General features: G+C 76.1%; 16 protein-coding genes. 8 read left to right on the top strand and 8 right to left on the bottom strand.

What is annotated here, in order from left to right:
* The first annotated feature begins 72 nt into the window (after positions 1–72).
* The gene (locus tag NT8_RS30700) at positions 73–2718 is read left to right on the top strand and encodes a glycosyl hydrolase family 95 catalytic domain-containing protein (RefSeq protein WP_245646063.1); all 2646 of its coding nucleotides are present in this window, start codon (positions 73–75) and stop codon (positions 2716–2718) included.
* Between the two features lie 79 nt (positions 2719–2797).
* A complete protein-coding gene (locus NT8_RS06815; RefSeq protein ID WP_281203394.1) occupies positions 2798–5116 on the top strand; it encodes an exo-alpha-sialidase in 2319 nt (772 codons plus the stop codon).
* A gap of 135 nt (positions 5117–5251) precedes the next feature.
* Here the strand turns inward: NT8_RS06815 and NT8_RS06810 are convergent, their stop codons facing one another.
* Genes NT8_RS06810 through NT8_RS06800 form a run of 3 tightly spaced genes read right to left on the bottom strand, consistent with a single transcriptional unit; the run spans position 5252 to position 8836 of the window.
* Positions 5252–6157, bottom strand: coding sequence for a carbohydrate ABC transporter permease (locus NT8_RS06810; protein WP_067965403.1), 906 nt, complete (start codon positions 6155–6157; stop codon positions 5252–5254).
* Positions 6154–7182: an ABC transporter permease gene (locus NT8_RS06805; RefSeq protein ID WP_067965437.1), complete on the bottom strand. Its 1029-nt coding sequence runs from the start codon at positions 7180–7182 to the stop codon at positions 6154–6156. The genes NT8_RS06810 and NT8_RS06805 overlap by 4 nt, the downstream gene beginning before the upstream one ends.
* Positions 7178–8836 carry an extracellular solute-binding protein gene (locus NT8_RS06800; RefSeq protein ID WP_067965401.1) on the bottom strand — a complete coding sequence of 553 codons (1659 nt, stop codon included), beginning with the start codon at positions 8834–8836 and terminating at the stop codon, positions 7178–7180. Before NT8_RS06800 ends, NT8_RS06805 begins: the two co-directional genes overlap by 5 nt.
* A 200-nt stretch (positions 8837–9036) precedes the next feature.
* Here NT8_RS06800 and NT8_RS06795 point away from each other — a divergent pair, with 200 nt between their 5' ends.
* Both NT8_RS06795 and NT8_RS06790 read left to right on the top strand, forming a co-directional pair.
* Positions 9037–10368, top strand: a complete 1332-nt coding sequence (locus NT8_RS06795; protein WP_245646061.1) for an ROK family protein — start codon at positions 9037–9039, stop codon at positions 10366–10368.
* Positions 10365–13175 carry a glycoside hydrolase family 3 protein gene (locus NT8_RS06790; protein ID WP_067965400.1) on the top strand — a complete coding sequence of 937 codons (2811 nt, stop codon included), beginning with the start codon at positions 10365–10367 and terminating at the stop codon, positions 13173–13175. Before NT8_RS06795 ends, NT8_RS06790 begins: the two co-directional genes overlap by 4 nt.
* Before the next feature lie 355 nt (positions 13176–13530).
* On the opposite strand, the gene NT8_RS06785 is transcribed toward NT8_RS06790, so the two are convergent.
* Positions 13531–14790, bottom strand: a complete 1260-nt coding sequence (locus NT8_RS06785) for an ROK family transcriptional regulator (protein ID WP_067965435.1) — start codon at positions 14788–14790, stop codon at positions 13531–13533.
* Between the two features lie 289 nt (positions 14791–15079).
* Between NT8_RS06785 and NT8_RS06780 the strand changes: the two genes are divergently transcribed.
* From NT8_RS06780 to NT8_RS06770, 3 genes are read left to right on the top strand one after another with little or no spacing between them, the layout of a single operon-like run.
* Positions 15080–16006 (top strand): ABC transporter permease, encoded by a 927-nt coding sequence (locus NT8_RS06780; RefSeq protein ID WP_084468698.1) that lies wholly within the window; start codon positions 15080–15082, stop codon positions 16004–16006.
* Positions 16003–16794, top strand: a complete 792-nt coding sequence (locus NT8_RS06775) for an ATP-binding cassette domain-containing protein (RefSeq protein WP_157515567.1) — start codon at positions 16003–16005, stop codon at positions 16792–16794. The genes NT8_RS06780 and NT8_RS06775 overlap by 4 nt, the downstream gene beginning before the upstream one ends.
* A complete protein-coding gene (locus tag NT8_RS06770; RefSeq protein ID WP_084468697.1) occupies positions 16791–17558 on the top strand; it encodes an ATP-binding cassette domain-containing protein in 768 nt (255 codons plus the stop codon). Before NT8_RS06775 ends, NT8_RS06770 begins: the two co-directional genes overlap by 4 nt.
* Positions 17559–17661: 103 nt before the next feature.
* Here the strand turns inward: NT8_RS06770 and bldC are convergent, their stop codons facing one another.
* Positions 17662–17865 carry a developmental transcriptional regulator BldC gene (bldC, locus tag NT8_RS06765; RefSeq protein WP_067965399.1) on the bottom strand — a complete coding sequence of 68 codons (204 nt, stop codon included), beginning with the start codon at positions 17863–17865 and terminating at the stop codon, positions 17662–17664.
* A gap of 694 nt (positions 17866–18559) precedes the next feature.
* The gene (locus NT8_RS06760; RefSeq protein WP_067965398.1) at positions 18560–19444 is read right to left on the bottom strand and encodes a hypothetical protein; all 885 of its coding nucleotides are present in this window, start codon (positions 19442–19444) and stop codon (positions 18560–18562) included.
* Positions 19445–19702: 258 nt separating this feature from the next.
* Between NT8_RS06760 and NT8_RS06755 the strand changes: the two genes are divergently transcribed.
* On the top strand, positions 19703–19960 hold the full coding sequence (locus NT8_RS06755) for a DUF3073 domain-containing protein (protein WP_067965396.1): 258 nt from the start codon (positions 19703–19705) through the stop codon (positions 19958–19960).
* A 170-nt stretch (positions 19961–20130) separates the two neighbouring features.
* On the opposite strand, the gene purM is transcribed toward NT8_RS06755, so the two are convergent.
* Both purM and purF read right to left on the bottom strand, forming a co-directional pair.
* Positions 20131–21201, bottom strand: coding sequence for a phosphoribosylformylglycinamidine cyclo-ligase (purM, locus tag NT8_RS06750; protein WP_067965395.1), 1071 nt, complete (start codon positions 21199–21201; stop codon positions 20131–20133).
* Between the two features lie 100 nt (positions 21202–21301).
* A complete protein-coding gene (gene purF, locus NT8_RS06745) occupies positions 21302–22750 on the bottom strand; it encodes an amidophosphoribosyltransferase (protein ID WP_067965427.1) in 1449 nt (482 codons plus the stop codon).
* Between the last annotated feature and the right edge of the window lie 32 nt (positions 22751–22782).

Raw genomic sequence — 22782 nt, 5'->3', positions numbered from 1 at the left:
GCCGTCCTCGGCCGGGGCCGGGGCCGCCCGCCGGGCGGTCCGGGGAGCCCGAGGGAGCGGGGAGGCGGCGGCGTGGCCATCGACTGGAGCGGGGCGGCGACCCGGACGCCCGCCGCCGACTGGGAGGACGCGCTCGTCACCGGCAACGGGCGGCAGGGCGCGCTCGTCCACGGCGGGCCGACCGGGACGCGGACCACCCTCGGGCACGAGCGGCTGTTCCTGCCCGTCACGGAGGCGCTGCCCGCTCCCGGGACCGCCCGCATCCTGCCGGAGGTCCGCGCCCTCATCCGCAGCGGGCGGGGCCGGGCGGCCGCCCGGCGCATCTCCGCGTTCGCCGCCGCCGAGCACCCGGGGTACGCGGAGACCCGGTGGATCGACCCCCTCGTCCCCGCCGCCGTACTCACCTTCACCCCGCACCGGCCGCCCGGCGGGACGGCCGTCCGGCGGTGCGACTTCCGGACCGGCGTGGTCGAGGAGCGCTACGCCGACGGCACCCGGCACCGGGTGGTCGCCGCGCGCCCCGGCGACCTGGTCGCCACCGAGATCAGCGCCCCCTCCGCCGAGGGCGCCCCGATGGCCGGGGGCGGCCCACCGGTGCGGGGCGGCGGCGTCCCCGATCGGGCGGCCGGACGGCCCGCCGGGCTCAACGGGGTGCTGCGCCTGGAACCGCCGCCGGGGGAGCCGCCCGTCCGCGTCGCCACCGAGGTGCGGGCGGCGACCGGCCGGCTCGCGCTGCGCGCGGTCTTCCCCGACCGCCCACCGGGCACCCTCCCCGGGTACACCGTCGTCTGCGCGGTCGCCGCCGAGGGCGGGACGGCCCGTGCGGTCGCCGAGGGGATCGAGGTGCGCGGCGCCATCCGGCTGACCGTCCTCGCCCGGGTCCACGTCGCCCGCCCCGGCGACCCCGCCCCGCCGCCCATCGGCACCCCCGCGCCGCAGGCGCCCGGCGATCCGTCCGCGCCGGATCGGCCCCCGGCCGCCTCCGGACCGCCGCCCCGCGCCCGACCGGCACCGGGGGCGGCGGCCCGCCCGGCTCCGGACGGCCGGAACGGTCCGGAGAGTCCGGACGGTCCGGACGGCTTGAGCGGCCCGGACGCCCCGTCCACGGGGCCCGGCACGCCGGGCGGGCGTCCCCGCGACGCGGCCGGTCGGGCCGGAGGGGGAGGGGCGGGGGCGACGGGCGGCACGCACCAGGGTTCCGCCGTCCCGGCCGCCCCACCGGAGGGCGGGGCCGTGTTCGACCGGGTGGCGCGCCGCAACGGCGCCGTGCACGGCGAGCTGTTCGGGCGGTTCCGGCTCCGGCTCGGGCCGCCCGGACCCCGGCCGGGGCCGGCCGAGGGCACCGACCGCCTCCTCGCCGGCCCGCCCGGCCCGGCGCTGGTCGAGCGGCTGGTCGACGCCGGGCGCTACGCCGCCATCAGCGCGTGCGGCGACCTCCCGCCGACCCTCCAGGGCATCTGGAGCGGCGCCTACGACCCGCCCTGGCGGTCGGGGTTCACCCTCGACGGCAACCTGGCCGCCGCGGTCGCCGCCCTGCACACCACCGGCACCCCCGAGCTCATGACCGGCGTGTTCGACCTGGTCGACGGCCTGACCCCCGACTTCGCGGAGAACGCCCGCCGCCTCTACGGCTGCCGCGGAATCCTGGTGCCCGCGCACGTCTCCACCCACGGCCGGCACAACCACTTCACCGAGGAGTGGTGCCTGACCTGCTGGACCGCCGGCGCGGCCTGGCTCGGCCGCCTCTACTACGACCACTTCAGCCACACCGGCGACACCGTGTTCCTGCGCGACCGGGCGCTGCCGTTCCTGACCGCCGCCGCCGAGTTCCACGAGGACTTCCTCGCCGCCGACGGCTTCGTCCCGTCCTACTCGCCGGAGAACACGCCCGGCGGCACCGACGCGCAGGCCTGCGCCAACGCCACCATGGACGTCGCCGCGGTCCGCGACCTGGTCCGCAACCTGCTGCGCGCGCACCGGGTGCTGGGGCTGCCCGGCGCGCGGCGGTGGGCCCGCCTCGCCGCCCGACTGCCCGGCTACCGGGTGGGCGCCGACGGCGTCCTCGCCGAGTGGGCGGCCCCGGCGGGCCCGGTCGAGCAGCGCGACCGGCACGCGCACCGGCACGCCTCGCACCTGTTCCCGCTCTGGTACGAGCGCGACCCGGCGTTCGCCGACCCCCGGCTGCACGCCGCCGCGGTGCGCGCGGTGCGGGCCCGGCTCGCCTGGTGGCGCGGCCAGGGGTCCGACGAGATGGCGTTCGGCCTGGCCCAGCTCGGGCTCGCCGCGGCCCGGCTGGGCCTGGCCGGCGAGGCGCTGGCGGCCGTCGAGCTGATGGCGGCCCGCTACTGGCGGCCCACCCTGGTGTCGACGCACAACCGCGGGGCGCTGTTCAACGTGGACATCTGCGGCGGCCTCCCGGCCGTGGTGGCCGCGATGCTGCTCGGCTCGGCCGAGGGGCGGATCGACCTGCTCCCGGCGCTGCCCGCCGCCTGGCCGGAGGGCGAGGTGCGCGGGCTGCGCGCCCGGGGCGGCATCGCCGTGCACCGCCTGTCCTGGACGCCGGACGCGGTCACGGCGACCCTCGCGGCGGCCGCCCCGCGCCGCGTCCGGCTGACCGCCCCGGGCGGCGCGGTCCGCGTCCGCACCCTGACCCCCGACCCGGCCACCGTGGAGATCCCCCTCCCGGCCCGCCGGACGCGCGGGGAGAGCACCCGTTGACGTTCGTTGGTTGGGAGTCGAAACTAATTCGTGAGGCCGCGACAGCAGTATTCCGAGTGCCCTCACCGAGGAGTCTGATGTGACAACGGCACCCCATCCCCCTCTCCCGCGCCCACCGGGGCGCGGACGGCGCGCGGCGGCCGGTGCGGCCGCAGCGGCGCTGGCCGCCTCCCTCACCGTCGCGGCGTCCGCCCCCACCGCCGCCGCCGCCGACACCGCCTACACCTGGGACAACGTGGAGGTCGTCGGCGGCGGCTACGTCCCCGGCATCGTGTTCAACCAGTCCGAGCCCGACCTGGTGTACGCGCGCACCGACGTCGGCGGCGCCTACCGGTGGGACCCCGGCACCGAGCGGTGGACCCCGCTGCTGGACTGGGTGGGCTGGGACGACTGGGGCCTGACCGGCGTGGCCGGGCTCGCCACCGACGAGGTCGACCCCGACCGCGTCTACATCGCCGCCGGGTCCTACACCAACGACTGGGACCCCGACAACGGCGCCATCCTGCGCTCCACCGACCGCGGGGAGACCTGGGACGCCACCGAACTGCCGTTCAAGCTGGGCGGCAACATGCCCGGCCGCGGCATCGAGCGGCTGGCGATCGACCCCAACGACAACAGCGTGCTCTACCTCGGCGCCCCCAGCGGGCACGGCCTGTGGCGCAGCACCGACCACGGCGCCACCTGGTCGGAGGTCGCGTCGTTCCCCAACCCCGGCGACTGGGTGCAGGACCCGGGCGACGCCTCCGGGTACCTCAGCGACGAACTCGGCGTCACCTGGGTCGCCTTCGACAAGGGCAGCGGCTCGCCCGGGTCGCGGACACAGGACGTCTACGTGGGCGTCGGCGACACCGAGAACGGCGTCTACCGCAGCACCGACGCCGGCGCCACCTGGGAGCGGGTGCCCGGCCAGCCCACCGGCCACCTGCCGATCGAGGGCCTCGTCGACCACGAGAACGGGCGGCTCTACATCGCCACCAGCACCACCGGCGGCCCCTACGACGGGGAGAGCGGCGACGTGTGGCGGCTCGACACCGCCAGCGGCGAGTGGACCAACGTCAGCCCCGTCCCCTCCGACTCCGCCGACAACCACTTCGGCTACGGCGGCCTGACCATCGACCGGCAGGACCCCGACACCCTGATGGTGAGCACCCAGATCTCCTGGTGGCCGGACGCGCAGTTCTACCGCACCACCGACGGCGGGCAGACCTGGACGCAGGCGTGGGAGTACACCTCCTATCCCACGCGCGAGAACAGGTACGAAATGGATATCTCGGCCTCTCCGTGGCTCACGTTCGGCGCCAACCCGGCGCCCCCCGAGACCGCGCCCAAGCTCGGCTGGATGACCCAGGCCATGGAGATCGACCCGTTCGACTCCGACCGGCTCCTCTACGGCACCGGCGCCACCCTCTACGGCACCGACGACCTCACCGCGTGGGACCGCGACGAGGCGTTCACCATCGAGGTCAAGGCCCAGGGCATCGAGGAGACCGCCGTCAACGACCTCGCGGCGCCGCCGGGCGGCGTGCCCCTCGTCTCGGCCATGGCCGACATCGGCGGGTTCCGGCACGAGGACCTGGACACCGCCCCCGACCTCATGCACACCCAGCCGTTCCACGGCTCCACCGCTGCGCTCGACTTCGCCGAGCTCGCGCCGGACACCTTCGTCCGCGTCGGCACCGGCGAGGGCGTGTCCCGCATCGCGATCTCCACCAACGGGGGCGCGGACTGGTGGGCCGGCCAGGAGCCCGGCGGGGTCACCGGCCCCGGCACGGTCGCCGTCGCCGCCGACGCCTCCTCCATCGTGTGGAGCCCCGACGGCACCGGCGTGCACGTCTCCACCGACCACGGCTCCTCCTGGCGGGCCGCGACCGGGGTGCCCGCCGGGGCGCGGGTCGAGGCCGACCGGGCCGACCCCGACACCTTCTACGCCTTCTCCGGCGGCACGTTCTACACGAGCACCGACGGCGGGGCGTCGTTCACCGCGTCCCCGGCCGGCGGCCTGCCCGCCCAGGGGAACGTCCGGTTCGCCGCCGCCCCCGGGCACGCGGGCGACGTCTGGCTGGCCGGCGGCACCGGCGACGCCTACGGCATGTGGCGCTCCACCGACGCCGGGGCCACGTTCACCCCCGTCGCCGGGGTGGACGAGGGCGACTCCGTCGGGTTCGGCGCCCCCGCGCCCGGCGCCGACTACCCCGCGGTCTATACGAGTTCGCGCATCGACGGGGTGCGCGGCGTCTTCCGGTCCGACGACGCGGGTGCCACCTGGACCCGCGTCAACGACGACGAGCACCAGTGGGCGTGGACGGGCGCCGCCATCACCGGCGACCCCGATGTCTACGGCCGGGTCTACGTCAGCACGAACGGCCGCGGCATCGTCTACGGCGAGCCCGCGGCCTAGAGCCCGCCCGCCCGGGACGCGACCCCGACCCGGGCGGGCGCCCCGTCACGGGATGCGGGGGCCGGGGCGCGCCGCCCCGGCCCCCGCACCGGTGTCCGTGCCGCCCGCGCCCGCCGACGCGGGCGGCACGGGGGCCTACCCCTTCACCGCGCCGATGACGACGCCCTTGGTGAAGTGCCGCTGCACCAGCGGGTAGACGAAGGTGACCGGCACCAGCGCCACCACCACGATCGCCATCTGGATGGCGAGGTTGGGCGGCAGCGCCGCGCTCGCCGACGTGTCGACCACCGACGCGCTGGTCAGCGATCCGCCCTGCTGCACGTACTGGCGGAGGATGAGCTGCAGCGGCCACATCCGGTTGTCGTTGATGTAGAGGATCGCGTTGAAGAACGCGTTCCAGTAGCCGACCGCGTAGAACAGGCCGATGACCGCGGTGACGCCCTTGGACATCGGCAGCACCAGCCGGGCGAGGATGGTCCACTCGCCGGCGCCGTCGGCGCGCGCGCTGTCGCCGATCTCGGCCGGGATGCTCATGAAGAACGCGCGCATCACCACGAGGTTGAACGCGCTGACCGCCGTGGGCAGGATCAGCGCCCAGTAGCTGTCGATCAGCCCGACCGAGCTGACCAGCAGGTACAGCGGGATCATCCCGGGGGTGAACAGGAAGGTGAGCAGCACCGCGAACAGCAGCGGGCGGTGCCACAGCGACGTCGGGCGCGACAGCCCGTACGCCGCCAGCACCGTCGCCGCCAGGCTGACCAGGGTGCCGACCGCGGTCACGCCGAGGCTGACGAGCACCGCCCGGGTCACCACCCCGCCGGCGAACAGCTCGGCGTAGGCGGCGAAGGAGATGCCGCGCGGCACCACCACCAGCCCTCCGGCGGCGGTGACGGCCGACGCCGGGGACAGGCTGGTGAGGACGACGACGTAGATGGGCAGCAGGACGACGGCCGCGATCGCGGTCAGCGCGGCGGCCTTGCCGGCGCGGCCGGCCGGGCCGGGGGGTTCCGCCCACACGGGGCGCGGGTGCGGGGTGGTCATGTCCGTCGGTAGATCCCGTCCTCGCCCATGCGGTGGGCGACCTTGTTGGCCACGAGGATCAGCGCCAGCCCGACCGCGCCCTTGACCAGGCCGGCGGCGGCGCCGTAGCTGTAGGCGGCGGTGGTCAGCGTCCGGTGGTAGATGAAGGTGTCCAGCACCTCGGCGGCGTCGGCCCCGAACGCGTCCCGTTGCAGGAAGAACTGCTCGAAGCCGACGTTGAGCGCGTCGCCCAGGCGCATGATCAGCAGCAGGACGATCACCGGGCGCAGGCCGGGCAGGGTGATGTGCCAGAGGCGCCGCCACCGGCCCGCGCCGTCCACGGCCGCGGCCTCGTACAGGTTCTGGTTGATGGCGGCGAGCGCCGCGAGGAAGATGATGGTCCCCCACCCGGCGTCCTTCCAGACCACCTGCGAGGTCACGACCAGCAGGAACACGTCCGGGTTGGACATGACGTCCAGGGCCTCGTAGCCGTTGCGCCGCAGCAGCTGGGAGATGAGCCCGGCCCCGCCGACGATCTGCTGGAACAGCGTCACCACGAGCACCCACGAGAAGAAGTGCGGCATGTAGACGACGCTCTGCAGCAGCAGCCGGAGCCGGGGCGACAGCACGCTGTCGAGCAGCACCGCCAGGCCGATGGGGATGGGGAAGTAGAACACCAGCTGGAACGCCGTGATCAGCAGCGTGTTGCCGGTGGCGTGCCAGAACGACGCGTCGGAGAACAGCCAGAAGAAGTTGTCGAACCCCACCCACGGGCTGCCGAGGAACCCGTCGTAGACGTTGTAGTCCTGGAACGCGATGACGTTGCCCGCGGTGGGCACGTAGTGGAACACCGCGAGCAGCCCCAGCGCGGGCGCGGTCATCAGCAGCAGCGGCCAGTCGCGGCGCAGCCGGGCGCCCAGCGGTACGCGGCGGCGCGGGGCGCGGCGGGGCGGCCGGCGGCCGGGGCGCCGGGGGCGGTGCCCACCGCCGCCCGCGGCGTCCCCGCCGGGCAGCGGGGGCGCGGCGCCGCCGGGGCGGTGGCTAATCACGGCCGTGGTCCTGCAGGACCTGCTCGAAGAACGCCCGTCCCTCGTCGCCGCCGTCGCGCCGCCACTCGCCGACGACGTCCTCCAGTTCGCGCACCTCGCGCCGGCCGCGGATGATGTCCATGACCTTGTCGGTGGTGGGCGTCTCGACGGAGGCGTAGGCGTCGGGGCGCTGGATGCGGATGCCCTGGAACGGGTCCTCGCCGGAGTACCGGATCGCGTCGTTGAACCAGGCGGCGCGCGGCTCGACGTAGTCGGGGTACTGGCTCTCCACGATGGGGGAGGGGCGCCCGCTGAGGAACAGGTAGCCGTTGCCGACCTCCTGCTGGCCGAGCTCGGTGAGCTGCGGGGCGCCGTCGCGGAACTCGTAGTGCTCGCCCTCGGTGCCGTACCGGTAGTTCATGTACTCCTCGGTGCCGAACGGGGCGGCGCAGTAGTCGAGGACGGTCAGCAGCTCCCGCTGCGCGTCCTCGGCCAGGTCCTTGCGCAGGAACACGCAGTGCTCGGAGGGGCTGTTGCGGTGCATGTCGGGGGCGCCGCCGTCGTGGCCGAACACGGGGAGCAGGGCGAGCCGGAAGCCGGGGTCGTCCGCGAGGACCGCCTGGTAGGCCTCGGTGATCGCGCTGACGGCGTCCTGGTCGACCAGGATCCGCCCGGAGTTGAGCAGCTCCTTGTTGTTGGTGCCGCCGGCGGCGATGTCCGGGTGCACCAGCCCGGCGTCGTAGACCCGGCGCAGGAACTCCACGCTCGCGGCGAACTCGGGGGTCTCCACCTGGTGGACGAGCCGGCCCTCGGCGTAGCGCCATTCGCGCGGGGCGCCGAACACCTGCCGCATCACCCGGTAGAAGTCGCCGAACGCCCACCGGTTGCCGTCGGGGTCGTTGATCTCCTCGCCGACGGCGAGGAACTCGTCGGCGGTGGTGGGCAGCGGCAGGTCCAGTTCGGCGAACAGGTCGGCGCGGTACAGGAACCACTCGGCGAACGGGTTGGACGGCCACGGCACGCCCTGGAGCCGCTCGTTGAAGACGCCCCACTTCCAGGCGTCGCCCGCCAGGTTGGCGAGCATGGGGTAGGGCTCGACGGCGTCGCCCGCCAGCAGTGGGGTGAGGTCGGCGAACAGCCGGTCGGCGGCCCGGTCGAAGTTGGGGATCAGGCCGACGAGCCAGTCGGGGATCATCGTGACGTCGGCGACGTCGCCGCCCGCGATGACCGCGTTGAGCTTGTCGATGATGGTGTTGCCGTCCTGGAAGTTGAACTCGACGGTGGTGCCGAACTCCCGGTTCATCAGGTCGTAGTGGGAGTTGTCGCCGAGGCCCGGCGGCACCGGCCCCCACAGGGGGGTCATGGCGGTGTAGGAGCCGCCGGACCCGCGCGGCCCCCCGATCGCGTCGATCATCCGGGGGAAGGACGTGTAGGCGTCCGGCGCGCCGTCGACACCGGGGATGTCGGGGGCGGGGCCCTCGAACGGGATGTACCGCGGGATGAGGTCGTCGAGCCGGTCGGCGGCCGCGGCCGACCCCGCACCCGGGCGCGGCCCGTCGGGCGCGCAGCCGGCGAGCAGGCCGCCGGTGGCGGCGGCCGCGGTGCCGGCGCCGGCGAGGCCGAGGAACCGGCGGCGGTCGAGCAGGGGGCGGGGGCGGGGATCTCTCGGCATGGCACGTCCTTCGCTGAACGCGGACGGGGTCCGTCGGGGGGTAGGAAAGTCGCGGGCGGTGCGCCTAGAATTAGTTTGCCGTCTAGACAAACAAACTACTTCACGGTGACCTGGCCCACAAGACGTGCCGTGCGGCCCGGTCCCCGGAGCACCGGGAGCGGGGCGGATACGTGATCACACCCTCCAGGGACCCCCACCGCGTGGACGCGGCCGACGTCCGCAGCACCAACCTCGCGGTGGTGCTGCGCTGCGTGCGCGAGCAGGCCCCCTGCTCGCGCGCCGACGTCGCCGCCGCCACCGGCCTGAACAAGACCACCGTGTCCAGCCTCGTGTCGGAACTGCTCAAGCGGCGCCTGCTGCGCGAGGTCGGCACCGCGGGCAACCGCGTCGGCCGGCCCGCCGTCATGCTCGCCCTCGACGGCGCCTCCTACGCCGCCATCGGCGTCGAGGTCGGCGCCGACTACCTCACCGCCGTCGCCGTCGACATCGCCGGCCGCGTCGTGCTCTCCTGGCGGCGCGCCCTGCCCGGCGCCGCCTCCGCGCCGCCCCGGGCCGTCACCGCGGTGGCCGCCCTCACCCGCCGCGTCGTCGCCCGCGCCGAACGCGACGGCCGCCGCGTCCTCGGCCTGGCCGTCGCCCTGCCCGGCACCCTCGGCGCGGCCGCGGGCGCCCCGGCGCGGGCCTGGCGCGACGCCGACTTCGCCCGCGACCTCGCCGCCGCGCTGCGCATCGCCGGGCTGCACGTCGAGGTCGGCAACGACGCCGACTTCGGGGTGCTCGCCGAGTACCGGTTCGGCGCCCACGCCGGCACCGCCGACCTCGTCTACCTCACCGGCGGCGGCGACCTCGCCGCCGGGCTCGTCGTGGACGGCGCGCTGCGCCCCGGCGGCTCCGGCTACAGCGGGGAGATCGCGCACCTGCCCGTCGACCCCGGCGGCCCGCCCTGCCGCTGCGGGCGGCGCGGCTGCATGGAGGCGGTCGCCGGCATCGGCGCCGTCCTGCGCCGCGCCGGCGCCGACCCGCACACCCCCGACGCCGGCGGCCGGCCGCCGATCGCCGAGGTCGAACCCCTCATCGACGAGATCACCGCCCGCGCCCGCGCCGGCGACGCCGCCACCCTCGCCGCCCTGGGCGCGGCGGGCCGCGACCTCGGCGCGGGCGTCGCCGTCCTCGCCAACGTGCTCGACCCGCGCGTGGTCGTCCTCGGCGGCCACTACGCCCGGTTCGCCCCGTGGCTGCTGCCCGCGGCGACCGCCGAACTGCGCCACCGCGCCATCACCGCCGAGCACGGCGGCAGCCGGCTCGCCGCGTCGACCCTCGGCCTCGACGCCCCCGCCCTGGGCGCCACCGCCCGCATCCTCGACGCCGTCGAGTCCGGGCGGCTGCCCGGCGACCCCGACGGCGCGGCGCCCGCACGCGGCGGCCGCTCCCCCCTCGGCCTCACCGGGACGGCGCCCGCCGCCGCCCGCGCAGCGGAGCGCGCCGCGCTGCCGCCGTCCGTGACCACCGCGACAGACGGGACGCGTAGATGACCGACTCCGGGACCGCCCCCTTCCGCGACCCCGCCCGCCCGCTCGCCGAACGCGTGGCCGACCTGCTCGGCCGCCTCACCCTGGACGAGCGGATCGGGCTGCTGCACCAGTACCAGGCGCCCGTCGAGCGGCTCGGCGTGGGCCCCTTCCGCACCGGCACCGAGGCCCTGCACGGCGTCGCCTGGCTCGGCCCGGCGACCGTGTTCCCGCAGGCCGTCGGCCTGGCCAGTACCTGGGACCCCGACCTCGTCCGCCGGGTCGGCGCCGCCACCGCCGACGAGGTCCTCGCCTACCACGCCAAGGACCCCCGGGGCGCCGGCCGCAACGTGTGGGCGCCCGTCGTCAACCCGCTGCGCGACCCCCGCTGGGGCCGCAACGAGGAGGGCTACGCCGAGGACCCCTGGCTCACCGGGGTCATGGCCACCGCCTACGCCCGCGGCCTGGCCGGCGACGACCCCGACCGGCTCCGGACCGCCCCCACCCTCAAGCACTTCCTCGCCTACAACAACGAGACCGGGCGCTGCACCACCTCCAGCAACCTGCCGCCGCGGGTGCTGCGCGAGTACGAGCTGCCCGCCCACCTGCCCGCGCTGCGCTCGGGCGCCGCCGTCGCCGTCATGCCGGCCTACAACCTGGTCAACGGCCGGCCCGCCCACCTCAGCCCGCTCATCGAGGACGTCCTGCGCCCCGCCGCGCCCGGCGGCCTGCTCGTCGTCAGCGACGCCTACGCGCCCGCCAACCTCGTCAACGAGCAGCACTACCACCCCGACCTGCCCACGGCCTACGCCCACGCCGTCCGCGCCGGGCTCGACAGCTTCACGCAGGACGACGAGCGCGCCGCCGCCACCCTCGGCCACCTGCGCGCCGCCGTCGACCGCGGCCTGCTCGACCCGGCCGACATCGAGCGCGCCGCCGGCCACGTGCTCACCGTGCGGTTCCGCCTCGGCGAGTTCGACCCCGCCCCGCCGCCCGCCGCCGACCCCGACGCCGTCGACACCCCGGCGCACCGGGCGCTCGCCCGCGAGGCCGCCCGCCGCTCCCTGGTCCTGCTCAAGAACGACGGGCTGCTGCCGCTGGCCGCGCCCCGGCGGGTCGCCGTCGTCGGCCAGCTCGCCGACACCGTCCAGGAGGACTGGTACAGCGGCACGCTGCCCTACGCCGTCACCGCCCTCGACGGCATCGGCGCGCGCACCGCGACCGTGTTCTGCGAGGGCGTCGACCGCATCGCCCTGCGCAGCGGCGGCGGCCACGTCACCGCGGGCGCCGACGGCGCCCCGCTCCGGCTCACCGGGGCGCCCGCCACCGGGCCGTCCGGCGCCTCCGTCGCGTTCGACCTGTTCGACTGGGGCGGCGCCTACGCGCTGCGGGCCGCCGCCGACGGCCGCTACGTCTCCGAGGGGGCCGACGGCACCCTCGTCAACGACCAGCCCGGACCGAACGGGTGGGAGGTCCGCCAGACCTTCCGGTTCCAGGAGCGGCCCGACGGGTCCGTGGTGCTCTTCCACATCGCCACCGGCCACTACGTGGCGGTCGCGGACGACGGGGTGCTCCGGCTGGCCGAGGACGCCGACGCGGCGGCCGCGTTCACCGTCGACGTGCTGCGCAGCGGGGCCGCCGAGGCCGCTGCGGCGGCCGCGTCCGCCGACGTCGCGGTGGTCGTCGCCGGGGACCACCCGCTGGTCAACGGGCGCGAGACCGAGGACCGCCGCGACCTCGACCTGCCGGCCGCCCAGGAGGCGGTGCTGCGCGCCGTGCACGCCGCCAACCCGGCCACCGTGCTCGTGCTCACCAGCGGGTACCCGTTCGGCGTCACCTGGGCCGACGCGCACGTCCCCGCCGTCTGCTGGTCCGCCCACGGCGGCCAGGAGTACGGGCGGGCGCTCGCCGACGTCCTCTTCGGCGACGCCGAACCCGCCGGGCGGCTCACCCAGACCTGGTACCGGTCGGTCACCGAACTGCCCGACCTGCTCGACTACGACGTCATCGCCGCCGACGCCACCTACCTCTACTACCTGGGCGACCCGCTGTACCCCTTCGGGCACGGCCTGGGTTACACCGAGGTCAACTACGCCGACTGCGCGGTGGAGGTCGGCGGCGGCCGGGTCACGGTGCGCGTCACCGTCGCCAACACCGGCGACCGCCCCGCCGAGGAGGTCGTCCAGTGCTACACCCGGCAGCGGCGGTCGCGGGTCAAGCAGCCGCTGCGGCAGCTGCGCGGGTTCACCCGGGTCCGCCTGGAGCCGGGGGAGAGCCGGCGGGTGGCCGTCGCCTTCGACGTCGCCGACCTCGCCCACTGGGACGCCGCCCGCGAGCGGTTCGTCGTGGAGGACGCCCCCCGCAAGGTGCAGGTGGGGCGGTCCGCCAAGGACATCCGGGTGTGTGCCCCGCTCACCGTCCCCGGGGAGGCGGTGCCGCCGCGCGACCCGTTCACCCGGCCCTGGCCGGCGGCCACCCACGACGAGTACCACGGGGTGCTGCACTGCCCGGCGGCCCCGGACCGGGGCGACGCCGTCCGCTCCGCCGAACCCGCGGCGTGGGCGGCGTTCCGCGACACCGACCTCGGCGCCGGCGCCGCCCGCTGCCGGATCACCGCCAACGCCCCGGACGGCGGCACGGTGGTGCTCCGCCTGGACGACCCCATCAGCGGTCCGGTGGCCGGCTCCTGGGCCGTCCCGGCCGACCCGGACCGCTTCGCGTTCACCGGGGTGGCGGCGGACCTGACCGGCGCCACCGGGCTGCGCGACGTCTACCTGGTGTTCGAGACCCCCGACACGGCGGTGGCCACCCTGGCCTTCACCCCCGCCTGACCCGCACCCCGCCGGGCCGGTCTGCGGCGCCCTCCCCGTGCGGAAGGCGGCGCGGCCGGTGGGACCGGTACGGGTCGGCGGCGGACCGTCCCGGCGCCCCGGCCCCCGGCGGCGCGGACGCGCCGGGGTGGGGGTCCGCTGATGCGCGGGGTGCGGGTAGTCGGTGGTGCCCCGGGTCGTGGCGGCGGCAGGGGAACGGTCGGCGCGACGTCCGGCCCTTGGGGAAGGCGGCGCCGTCGGGGGGACCGGTACGGGTCGGCGGCGGGCCGCCCCGGCGCTCCGGGCCGGCGGCGCGGACATGCCGGGGTCGGGGCCCCGCCGATGAGCAGGGCGCCGATGAGCGGGGCGTGGGCGGTCAGGCGCGGGCGGGCTCGCGGTGAGGGGCGGGCAGGGGGAGGCGGCCGCTGTCCAGGGCGTGGATGAGGCCGACCGCGCCGCCCGTCGCGGCGGCGCTCAGCCCCAGCGCGGACGCCTCGATCCGGCACCCGCCGTCGGCGGCGAACGCGTCGGCGCCCGCCGCCGCCCGGCACTCCGGCAGCAGCCACGGCGCCAGCGGCACGAAGTACCCGCCCAGCACCACCGCCTTCGGATCGAGCAGGTTGACCAGGACGGCCACGCCCCGGCCCAGCCAGCCCCCGGCGTCGCGCAGCGCGGCCACGGCGGTGGGGTCGTCGGCCTCGGCGCGTTCGACCGCGGTCCGCACCAGCTCCCCGATCTCGGTCCCCGACAGCGGGCCCTCGGGCGCCCGGTCCGGGACCGCCCGCCGCAGCACCGCCTCGACCCCCGCGACCGCCTCCAGGCAGCCGCGCCGCCCGCACGCGCACTCCGGGCCGTCGGGGGCGACGCGGACGTGCCCGATCTCCCCGGCGAACCCCGTGGACCCCCGCACCAGCTCCCCGTTGAGCAGCACCCCGGCGCCGATCCCGACCTCGCCCGTGAGGTACACCAGGTCGGGCGTGCGCGCCAGGTGCCCGGCCCGGAACTCCGCGACCGCGCCCAGGTTGGCGTCGTTGTCGACGCGCACCGGCACCTCGGCCGCACCCGTCCCGGCCAGCCGCGCCACCAGCCGCTCGCGCAGCGGGTAGGCGTGCCAGCCCAGGTTGGGCGCCCGGGTGACCGTCCCCGACGGCGCGTCGACCAGCCCCGGGACGGCGACGCTCGCCCCGATGACCGCGCGCCCCGCCAGCGCGGGGTCGGCGACGGCCGCGGTGACCGCCTCGGCGATGCGTCCCGCGCACGCGTCGGGCCCGGCCGCCCGCGCGTCGAAGTCGATGTGCGCGCCGAGGAGTTCGCGTTCGAGCAGGTCGACCGCCACCACCGACAGGTAGTCGACGTTCACCTCCACGCCCACCGCGGCGATCGTCGCCGGGTCGAGCGCGAGCATCACCCCCGGGCGGCCGACGCGGCGCTCGGCGGCCTCCTCGCCGGTCTCGCGGACCAGGCCGCGCGCCATCAGGTCGGTGACCAGGCTGGAGACCGTGGTCTTGTTCAGCCCCGTCGCCGCCGCCACAGCGGCGCGCGAGCATGGCGCCAGCGCGCGGACCGCGCGCAGCACCACCCCCAGGTTGGTCTCCCGCACCGCCTGGAACCCGCTGGGCCCCGAACCCCCGCTCACCACGCCGCCCCTCCCCGTCGTCCGCCCGGTCCTGCGCGCCGCGCCGGACGGGCGCGGCCGGCGCGGCGGGGCCGGGAGACCGCGCCGCACGGGGACCGTATCCGGGCGATATCCCTGGTATCCCCCTGTTTCCTCCGTGCGACAACAGTAGGTGATCCCCGCCCCGCCGCACGCCGCTGCGCCGGTTCCGGTCCGCCGCTCCGCGCGGCGGCGTCCGGCCCGGAACCGGGCGCGCGGCCGCCCCCGCGTTAGAGTCGGCGGCGTGCCGGGGGTGCGGAACGGGGGTGCCATGGGTGACGACACCGGCGGCCGGACCGCCGCCCCGGCGGCGCCCCGCGCCGACCGCCCCCGCGGCCTCGCCGTCCTGCGCCGGTCCGGGTGGCGGCCGCCTCCGGTCGGCGGGTCCCGGCGGGGCGCCGCGGCCGGGACCGCCGTGCTGCTCGCCCTGGCCGCGGCCGCCGTGCTGGCGCCCTGGCTCGCCGGGCACGACCCGCTGGCCACCGACACCGGGGCGGTGGGGCTGCCGCCCGGCTCGCCCGGCCACCCGCTGGGCACCGACGCCCTCGGCCGCGACCTGCTCGCCCGCCTGCTGCACGGCGCCCGGGTGTCGCTGGCGATCGGGTTCGCCGCCGGCGCGCTGACCGTCGCCGGCGGGACCGCGCTGGGCGCCCTCGCCGCCGTGGGGCCGCGCTGGTTCGACGCCGCCGTCACCCGCACCGCCGACGCCCTGCTGGCGCTGCCCATGGTGCTGGTCGCCCTCGCGCTGGCCGCGGTCGCCGGGCCCTCCCCGGGCACCGTGGTGGCCGCGATCGCGCTCACCGCCTGGATGCCCGTCGCGCTGGTCGCCCGCGCCGAGGTGAGCGCGCTGCGCGGGCGCCCGTTCGTGCGCGCCGCGACCTCGCTGGGCCTGTCGCGCACGCGGGTGCTGCTGCGCCACCTCGTGCCCAACGCGCTGCCGCCGATCGCGGCCATAGCGGCGTTCGAGGTCGGGCACGCCATCCTCACCGAGTCGACGCTGAGCTTCCTCGGCGTGGGCGTCCCCCCGAACCGGCCCAGCTGGGGCAACCTGCTCACCGACGCCCGCGCGCACCTGCTCACCGGGCAGTGGTACGCCGTCGCGCTGCCCGCCGCCGCCATCGTCGCCACCATCCTCGCCATGAACCTGGTCGCCACCGGCCTGGACCGGCGGGGTGCGGCCGAGGGGCGGACCTGGTGAGCCCCCCGGTGCTCGACGTCCGCGGGCTGGTCGTGGCGGCCGGGGGCCGGCGCGTGGTCGACGGGCTCGACCTGCGGCTGGCGGCCGGTGAGGTGACGGCCCTGGTGGGGCGGAGCGGCAGCGGCAAGAGCCTCACCGCGCGGGCGCTGGCCGGGCTGCCGCCCGAGGGCGTGCGCGCCGCCGGCTCCGCGGTGCTCGACACCGGCGACGGCCGCCCCCGCGACCTGCTGGCGCTGCCCGAACCCGAGCTGCGGCGGCTGCGCGGCCGCCGGATCGGCTACGTCCTCCAGGAGGCGGGGGCGTCGCTCAACCCCACGGTCACCGTGGGGGTCCACCTGCGCGAGACGCTGCGCGCGCACGGGACGCCCCGGTCCGGGTGGCGCGCCCGCGCGGTCGACGCGCTGCGCCGGGCCGGCCTGCCCGCACCCGAGGAGCTGCTCGCCGCCCGCCCCTTCGAGCTGTCCGGCGGGCAGGCGCAGCGGGTGGCGATCGCGCTGGCGTGCGTGCTCGACCCCCCGCTGCTCATCGCCGACGAGGTCACCTCGGCGCTCGACCCGGTGGCCCAGGCCCGGGTGCTCGACCTGCTGCGCGCCCGCGCCGGCGCGGGCGGCGCGGTCCTGGTCATCACCCACGACCTCGCGGTCGCCGGGCGGTGGGCCGACCGGGTGGCCGTGCTCGACGGCGGCCGGATCGCCGAGGAGGGGCCGGCCGCGGCCGTCCTGGCGCGGCCGCGGCACCCGTTCACCGCGGCGCTGGTGCGCGCGAGCGGGATCGGGGGGTCGCGGTGACCCCGCCGCCGGTACCCCCGCCGCTGGTGGCGTGCCGCGGGGTCGAGCGGACGCTCGGCCGCCGGGGGCGGCGGGTGACCGCGCTGCGCGGCGTGGACCTGGACCTCGCCGCCGGGGAGGCGGTGGCCGTGCTCGGCGCCAGCGGGGCGGGCAAGTCGACCTTGATCGGGGTCCTGGCGGCCCTGGACCGGCCGCAGGCGGGCGTGGTCACCGTGGCCGGGACCGACGTGTGGGCGGCGCCCGAACGCGAACGCAGGGCCGTCCGCAGGCGGTTCGGCTGGATCCCGCAGGACGCGCTCGCCTCGTTCGACCCGCGCTACCGGGTGGCCGACGTCGTGGCCGAGGCGCTGCCCGCCGGGGAGCGCGACCGCGCAACGGCGGTGGCCGGCCTGCTGGCGGCGGTGGGGCTGCCCGAGGCGATGGCCGGGCGCCGGCCGGTGACCCTGTCGGGCGGGGAGCGGCAGCGGGTGGCGGTCGCCCGCGCCCTGGCGGTCGGGCCGGACGTCCTGCTGGCCGACGAGCCCGCCACCGGGCTGGACGTGCTGGCCCGGGAACGGGTGCTCGACGTGCTGGCGGCGGCCGCCGGGCGGCGCGCCCTGGTGGTGGTGACCCACGACCCGCGGGTGGCGCGCCGGGTGGCCGACCGGGTGGTGGTGCTCGACGGGGGCCGGGTGGTGGACGACCTGCCCGCCGACCGGATGGGGGAGGGCGGGCCGGAGCTGCGCCGGCTGCTCGCGGCCGCGCCCGGGGCCCGGGGACTCTAGGCGGCCCGAGGGCGGGCCGCCCGAGCAGGCGGCCCGCCCTCGTGGAACGGGGTGGAGTGCTCCCCCGGTCGATCCCCCCGGATACGGCACGTGCCGGGAGGAATCACTCCGCGCGCTGGTTGGGGATACCGGCCAGCAGGGCGCGGACCTCGGTCTCGCGGTAGCGGCGGTGGCCGCCCAACGTCCGGATCGAGGTCAGCTTGCCCGCCTTCGCCCAGCGCGTCACGGTCTTGGGGTCCACGCGGAACATGGTGGCGACCTCGGCAGGGGTCAACAGGGGCTCCGCCTCGGGCGTGCGAGTTGACATGTGTACGGCCTCTCCTCCTGGATCTGTGTACCGATCCTGAGCCTTATCCTGGCACTTGGCCCGGATGTCCAATATTGCCCTCTAGGTCTATATTGGCATCACCCGAGGTGATTACGCGACCACTTAACGCGACTTTGTCGGATGGGAGGTCGCAAAGTCGCCCATGGTGCGCGTCACGCTGAGTGATTCTAGCGACACGTTTAGTGGCATGTGGCGTATTCGGTCAAAACTTCGTTCTCCGGCCCTGTTTTTCTCGATGCGGCGGGCCGAAAGTGCTACGGGCTCCCGGGTGGAAAAGCGTCCGGCGCTCCTGCGGGCACCCGGCCGGTAACGCGCCGACCAGGTCTTTCGCGGGCGGGGAGGGCGCGGCGGCGGTGCCGGTCGTTGCTCATCGGCTGTCCTCCTGCGCCACGTGCAGCGGCGGCGTGGCACGGGGTTCCGGTTACTCAGAGTGCACTCTGTGACGGGTCGGTCACAGTCTACGCCGTTCTCTATCGGTCGGTATGCCCAACTTTGGCAAAGTAAATGCCGACTGTGACACTAGTCCTGACCTATCCGCCTCTGACATGCGCGGAAACCCGGACGCCGCCCAAGAAACCTGGTACACCAGGTTGGTCGTCGGCGTGGCGCGCACCGTTCCCGGGCGCCCCGGGGGACCCGCCGGGCGACCGGGGGCCGGGCGGCGCCGTCACCGTCAGTTGGCGTGCTCCAGCGCGCGGATGGCCTTCCACCGCTCGGTCACCCGCCGGTACATCGCCACCGCCAGCTCCTCCTGGCCCGTCTCCAGCCCCGTGACGACCGCCGCCACCTCCGCGACCGAGTCGTCCGACCGCAGCTCCTCGTCGCCCAGCAGCCGCACCAGGCCCCCGTAGTCGAGCTCCAGCAGCGCCCCCGGGTGCGCCACCCCGGTCAGCCAGTCGTCCAGCCGCTCCGCGGCGGCCGGCGCCGCACCGTCGCCCAGGTGCTCGCGCAGCACCGCTATGGCGCGGTCGAGCCGCTCGCGCGCCAGTGCCATCTCGGTCACATACAGAAGGGCGCGGGGCGACGGCGCCGGCCGGCCCGGCGGCCGCGCCGCCCCCCCGGTGTCCGGACCGGCGCCGCCGTCCAGGACCAGGCAGCGCTCCTTGGCCTCGAACGGGGCGAACCACGGCAGCGGGACGGTCCAGGTGCTCGTCAGGATCTGGGTGCGCAGCGGCTCGCCCCGGTCGCGCCACGCCTCGAACGCGCGCTCGGCCTCGGCGGACACGGCCTCGGGCACGTAGGCCCCGGCCAGCGCGGCCGGGGTCTCGGTGCGGAAGTCGCGCAGCGCCAGCCACGAGCGCAGCCGGGTCTGCCACGGGCACACGTAGAGGTCGCCCCCCATGCGGCGCACGTAGGCGTCGCCGCTCTCCAGCCGGGGCGCGGCGATGGGCGGGGTGGCCACGAGCCGCCGCAGGCTCTCGTCGTGCTCGGCCGCCACCGCGCCGACCCGGCGCGGCCGGTCGGCCGACTCCGCGTAGGCTGTCCAGTAGGCGCGATCGCGGTGCGAAAACGCGGCGATCGGTTGGTAAACCCGGAGATAGGCGGTGTAGGGCAGCACGCCCGCATCGTGGCACATATCGCGGCGCGCGGCACCCACCGCGCGCCCGTGCCGCCCTGGCGTGACACGCCCGGGCCCCGGGTGCGGCCCGCGGTTACCCACGGGCGGCGTAGGCAGGTCGGGTCCAAACCGGGTACGGTTGTATCCGTACGTAAGCTGGCGCCTGTCGTCAGTTCGGTGACGGCCGTCAGCCCGGTAGTGCGGTTTCGCTAGTCATCTGGGGTTTCTCCAAACCCAATCGTTGAGGGGGTCGAGCCAATGGGGCGCGGCCGAGCCAAGGCCAAGCAGCAGAAGGTCGCTCGGAGGCTGAAGTACAGCTCCGGCGGTACCGACCTTGAACGGCTGCGGGCAGAGCTGGGTGTCGCTGAGGAAGACGTGTCGTCGACGGGTCCGTCCGACGACACCTATGAAGACCCTTACGACGACCTGGTCGACCGATATGCGGATCTCGCCGACAAGTATCCCGGCGGCGACGATCCGGCCGACGACTCCGGTCGTCCGGACGGGGTTCGCTGAACCCACGTGGCGAGCCGCCGCCGGCGGCGCGCGACATCCGCATAACCGGGACCGATGACAGACACAGAGCCGGTGCGAACCGTGTACGCGGCGCGGACCGGCTCTGTCTGTGTGTCGAACGGGTGGGATCCGGGGCCGTCACCTCGCGACGGCCCCCACTCCCCCCGTCCTCAGGCGTGCTCACCATCGAGCCGCACCGTTCCGGCGCCCTCGGTCACCACCCCGGCCGTCCACGCCGGCACCCCGCGTTCGGCCAGCAGCGCCAGCGCGCGGTCGGCCGTTCCGGCCGCCACCACCGCCGCCATGCCCACGCCCATGTTGAACGTGGCCTCCATGTCGGCGCGCGACAGCCCGCCGCGGTCGGCCAGGAACGCGAACACGGGCCCGGGGCTCCAGGTGGCGCGGTCGAGCACCGCGTCGAGCCCGGCGGGCAGTGAGCGCGCCAGGTTGGCGGCCAGCCCGCCCCCGGTGATGTGCGCGAACGCGTGCACCTCCACCCCGGGGTCGGCGGTCAGCGCCAGGCAGTCCTTGGCGTAGATCCGGGTGGGCTCCAGCAGCGCCGCGCCCAGTTCGCCGCCCAGTTCCGCGACGTGGTCCTCCAGCTCCAGGCCGGCCTGGTCGACCACCCGGCGCACCAGCGAGTACCCGTTGGAGTGCAGGCCGGACGACGCCATGGCGATGACCGTGTCGCCCGCGCGCACCCGGTCGGGGCCGAGGATCGCGTCGCCCTCCACGATGCCGGTGCCCGCGCCCGCCAGGTCGTACTCGTCGGGCCGCATGGCGCCGGGGTGCTCGGCGGTCTCGCCGCCGATGAGCGTGCAGCCGGCCTGCGCGCACCCCTCGGCGATGCCGCCGACGATCTCGGCGATCCGCTCGGGCACCACCCGGCCGCAGGCGATGTAGTCGGTCATGAACAGCGGCTCGGCGCCGCTGACGACGAGGTCGTCCACGACCATGCCGACCAGGTCGACGCCGATGGTGGCGTGCCGGTCCAGCCGCTGGGCGAGGAGCACCTTGGTGCCCACGCCGTCGGTGGAGGTGGCCAGCACCGGCGCCCGGTACTTCGCGACGTCGAGCCGGAACAGCCCGGCGAACCCGCTGGCGTCGGTCACCTGCTCGGGCCGGCGGGTGCGCGCGACGTGCCGCTTCATCAGGTCGACGGCGCGCTCGCCGGCGGCGATGTCGACGCCGGCGGCGGCGTACGCCGGGGTGCGGCCGGTACCCTGGTTGCCCTCTGGCACGGGGAGACCTCTCAGATGTTCGTGCCCGCGCCGCGGAACGCGGTGCCGCGGCGGCGCGGGGCGCGGGAGGGTCCCGGGGCGGTGCCCCGGGACCGGCGGGCTACTTCCGTCCGGAGACGAGCGGCGGGGTGCGGGGGGTGCCGCAGTTCTTCTCCAGCAGGTACTTGCCGCGGGCGCCCTCGTCGACCTCGATCGGGTACTCGCCGTCGAAGCAGGCGCGGCACAACCGGTCCTTGGGCACGGTCGTGGCCTCGACCAGCTCGCCGAGGGAGATGTAGGCCAGCGAGTCGGCGTCGATGGACGCGCGGATCTCGTCGACCGACAGGTTGCCGGCGATCAGCTCCTGCTTGGTGGCGAAGTCGATGCCGTAGTAGCACGGCCACAGGACCGGCGGGCTGGAGATGCGCACGTGCACCTCGGCGGCGCCGGCGTCGCGCAGCATGCGCACCAGCGCCCGCTGGGTGTTGCCGCGGACGATGGAGTCGTCCACCACGACCAGGCGCTTGCCGGCGATGACGTCGCGCAGCGGGTTGAGCTTGAGCCGGATGCCGAGCTGGCGCAGGGTCTGGCTGGGCTGGATGAACGTGCGCCCGACGTAGGAGTTCTTCACGAGCCCCTGGGCGAACGGGATGCCGCTGCCCTCGGCGTAGCCGACCGCGGCGGGGGTGCCGGACTCCGGCACCGGGATGACCAGGTCGGCCTCGACCGGGGCCTCGCGGGCCAGCCGGCGGCCGACCTCGACCCGCGTGGTGTTGACGTTGCGGCCCGCGATGGTGGTGTCCGGGCGGGCGAGGTAGACGTACTCGAACAGGCAGCCCTTGGGGGCGGCCGGCGCGAAGCGGCTGGAGCGCACGCCGCGCTCGTCGATGGTGAGCAGCTCGCCGGGCTCGATCTCGCGGACCATGGTGGCGCCGACGATGTCGAGGGCGGCGGTCTCGCTGGCGACCACCCAGCCGTCGCCCAGGGCGCCCAGGACGAGCGGGCGGATGCCCTGCGGGTCGCGGGCGGCGTAGAGGGTGGTCTCGTCCATGAAGACGAGGGAGAACGCGCCCTGCACCTGGGGCAGCAGCTCCATGGCCGCCTCTTCGGTGCTGCGGTCGGGGTTGTCGGCCAGCAGGCTGGTGAGGACCTCGGTGTCGGTGGTGGCGCCGCGCCGTTCGCTGGGCAGCATGGCCGCGAGTTCGGGCGTGTTGATCAGGTTGCCGTTGTGGCCGAGCGCCAGCCCGCCCTCGCGCGCCGTGTAGAAGGTCGGCTGCGCGTTCTCCCAGACCGGGGAGCCGGTGGTGGAGTAGCGGCAGTGGCCGATGGCGAGGTGCCCGCGCAGGGAGTCGAGGATGCCCTCGTTGAAGACCTGGGAGACGAGCCCCATGTCCTTGTAGACGACGATGCGCTCGCCGTCGCTGAGGGCGATGCCCGCGGACTCCTGCCCGCGGTGCTGCAGCGCGTAGAGGCCGAAGTAGGTGAGCTTGCTGACTTCTTCGCCGGGAGCCCAGACCCCGAACACCCCGCAGGCGTCCTGCGGACCGCGTTCGAGAGGATCGATGTCCATGGTGAGCCGGCCGTCGGGATGCGACACGCTGC

The organism is Nocardiopsis trehalosi NBRC 14201 (assembly GCF_001552555.1).
GTDB classification, from domain to species: Bacteria; Actinomycetota; Actinomycetes; order Streptosporangiales; family Streptosporangiaceae; genus Nocardiopsis_B; species Nocardiopsis_B trehalosi.
Note: the sequence above shows the minus strand (reverse complement) of the source record. Positions and strands in the feature narration are given on the sequence as shown.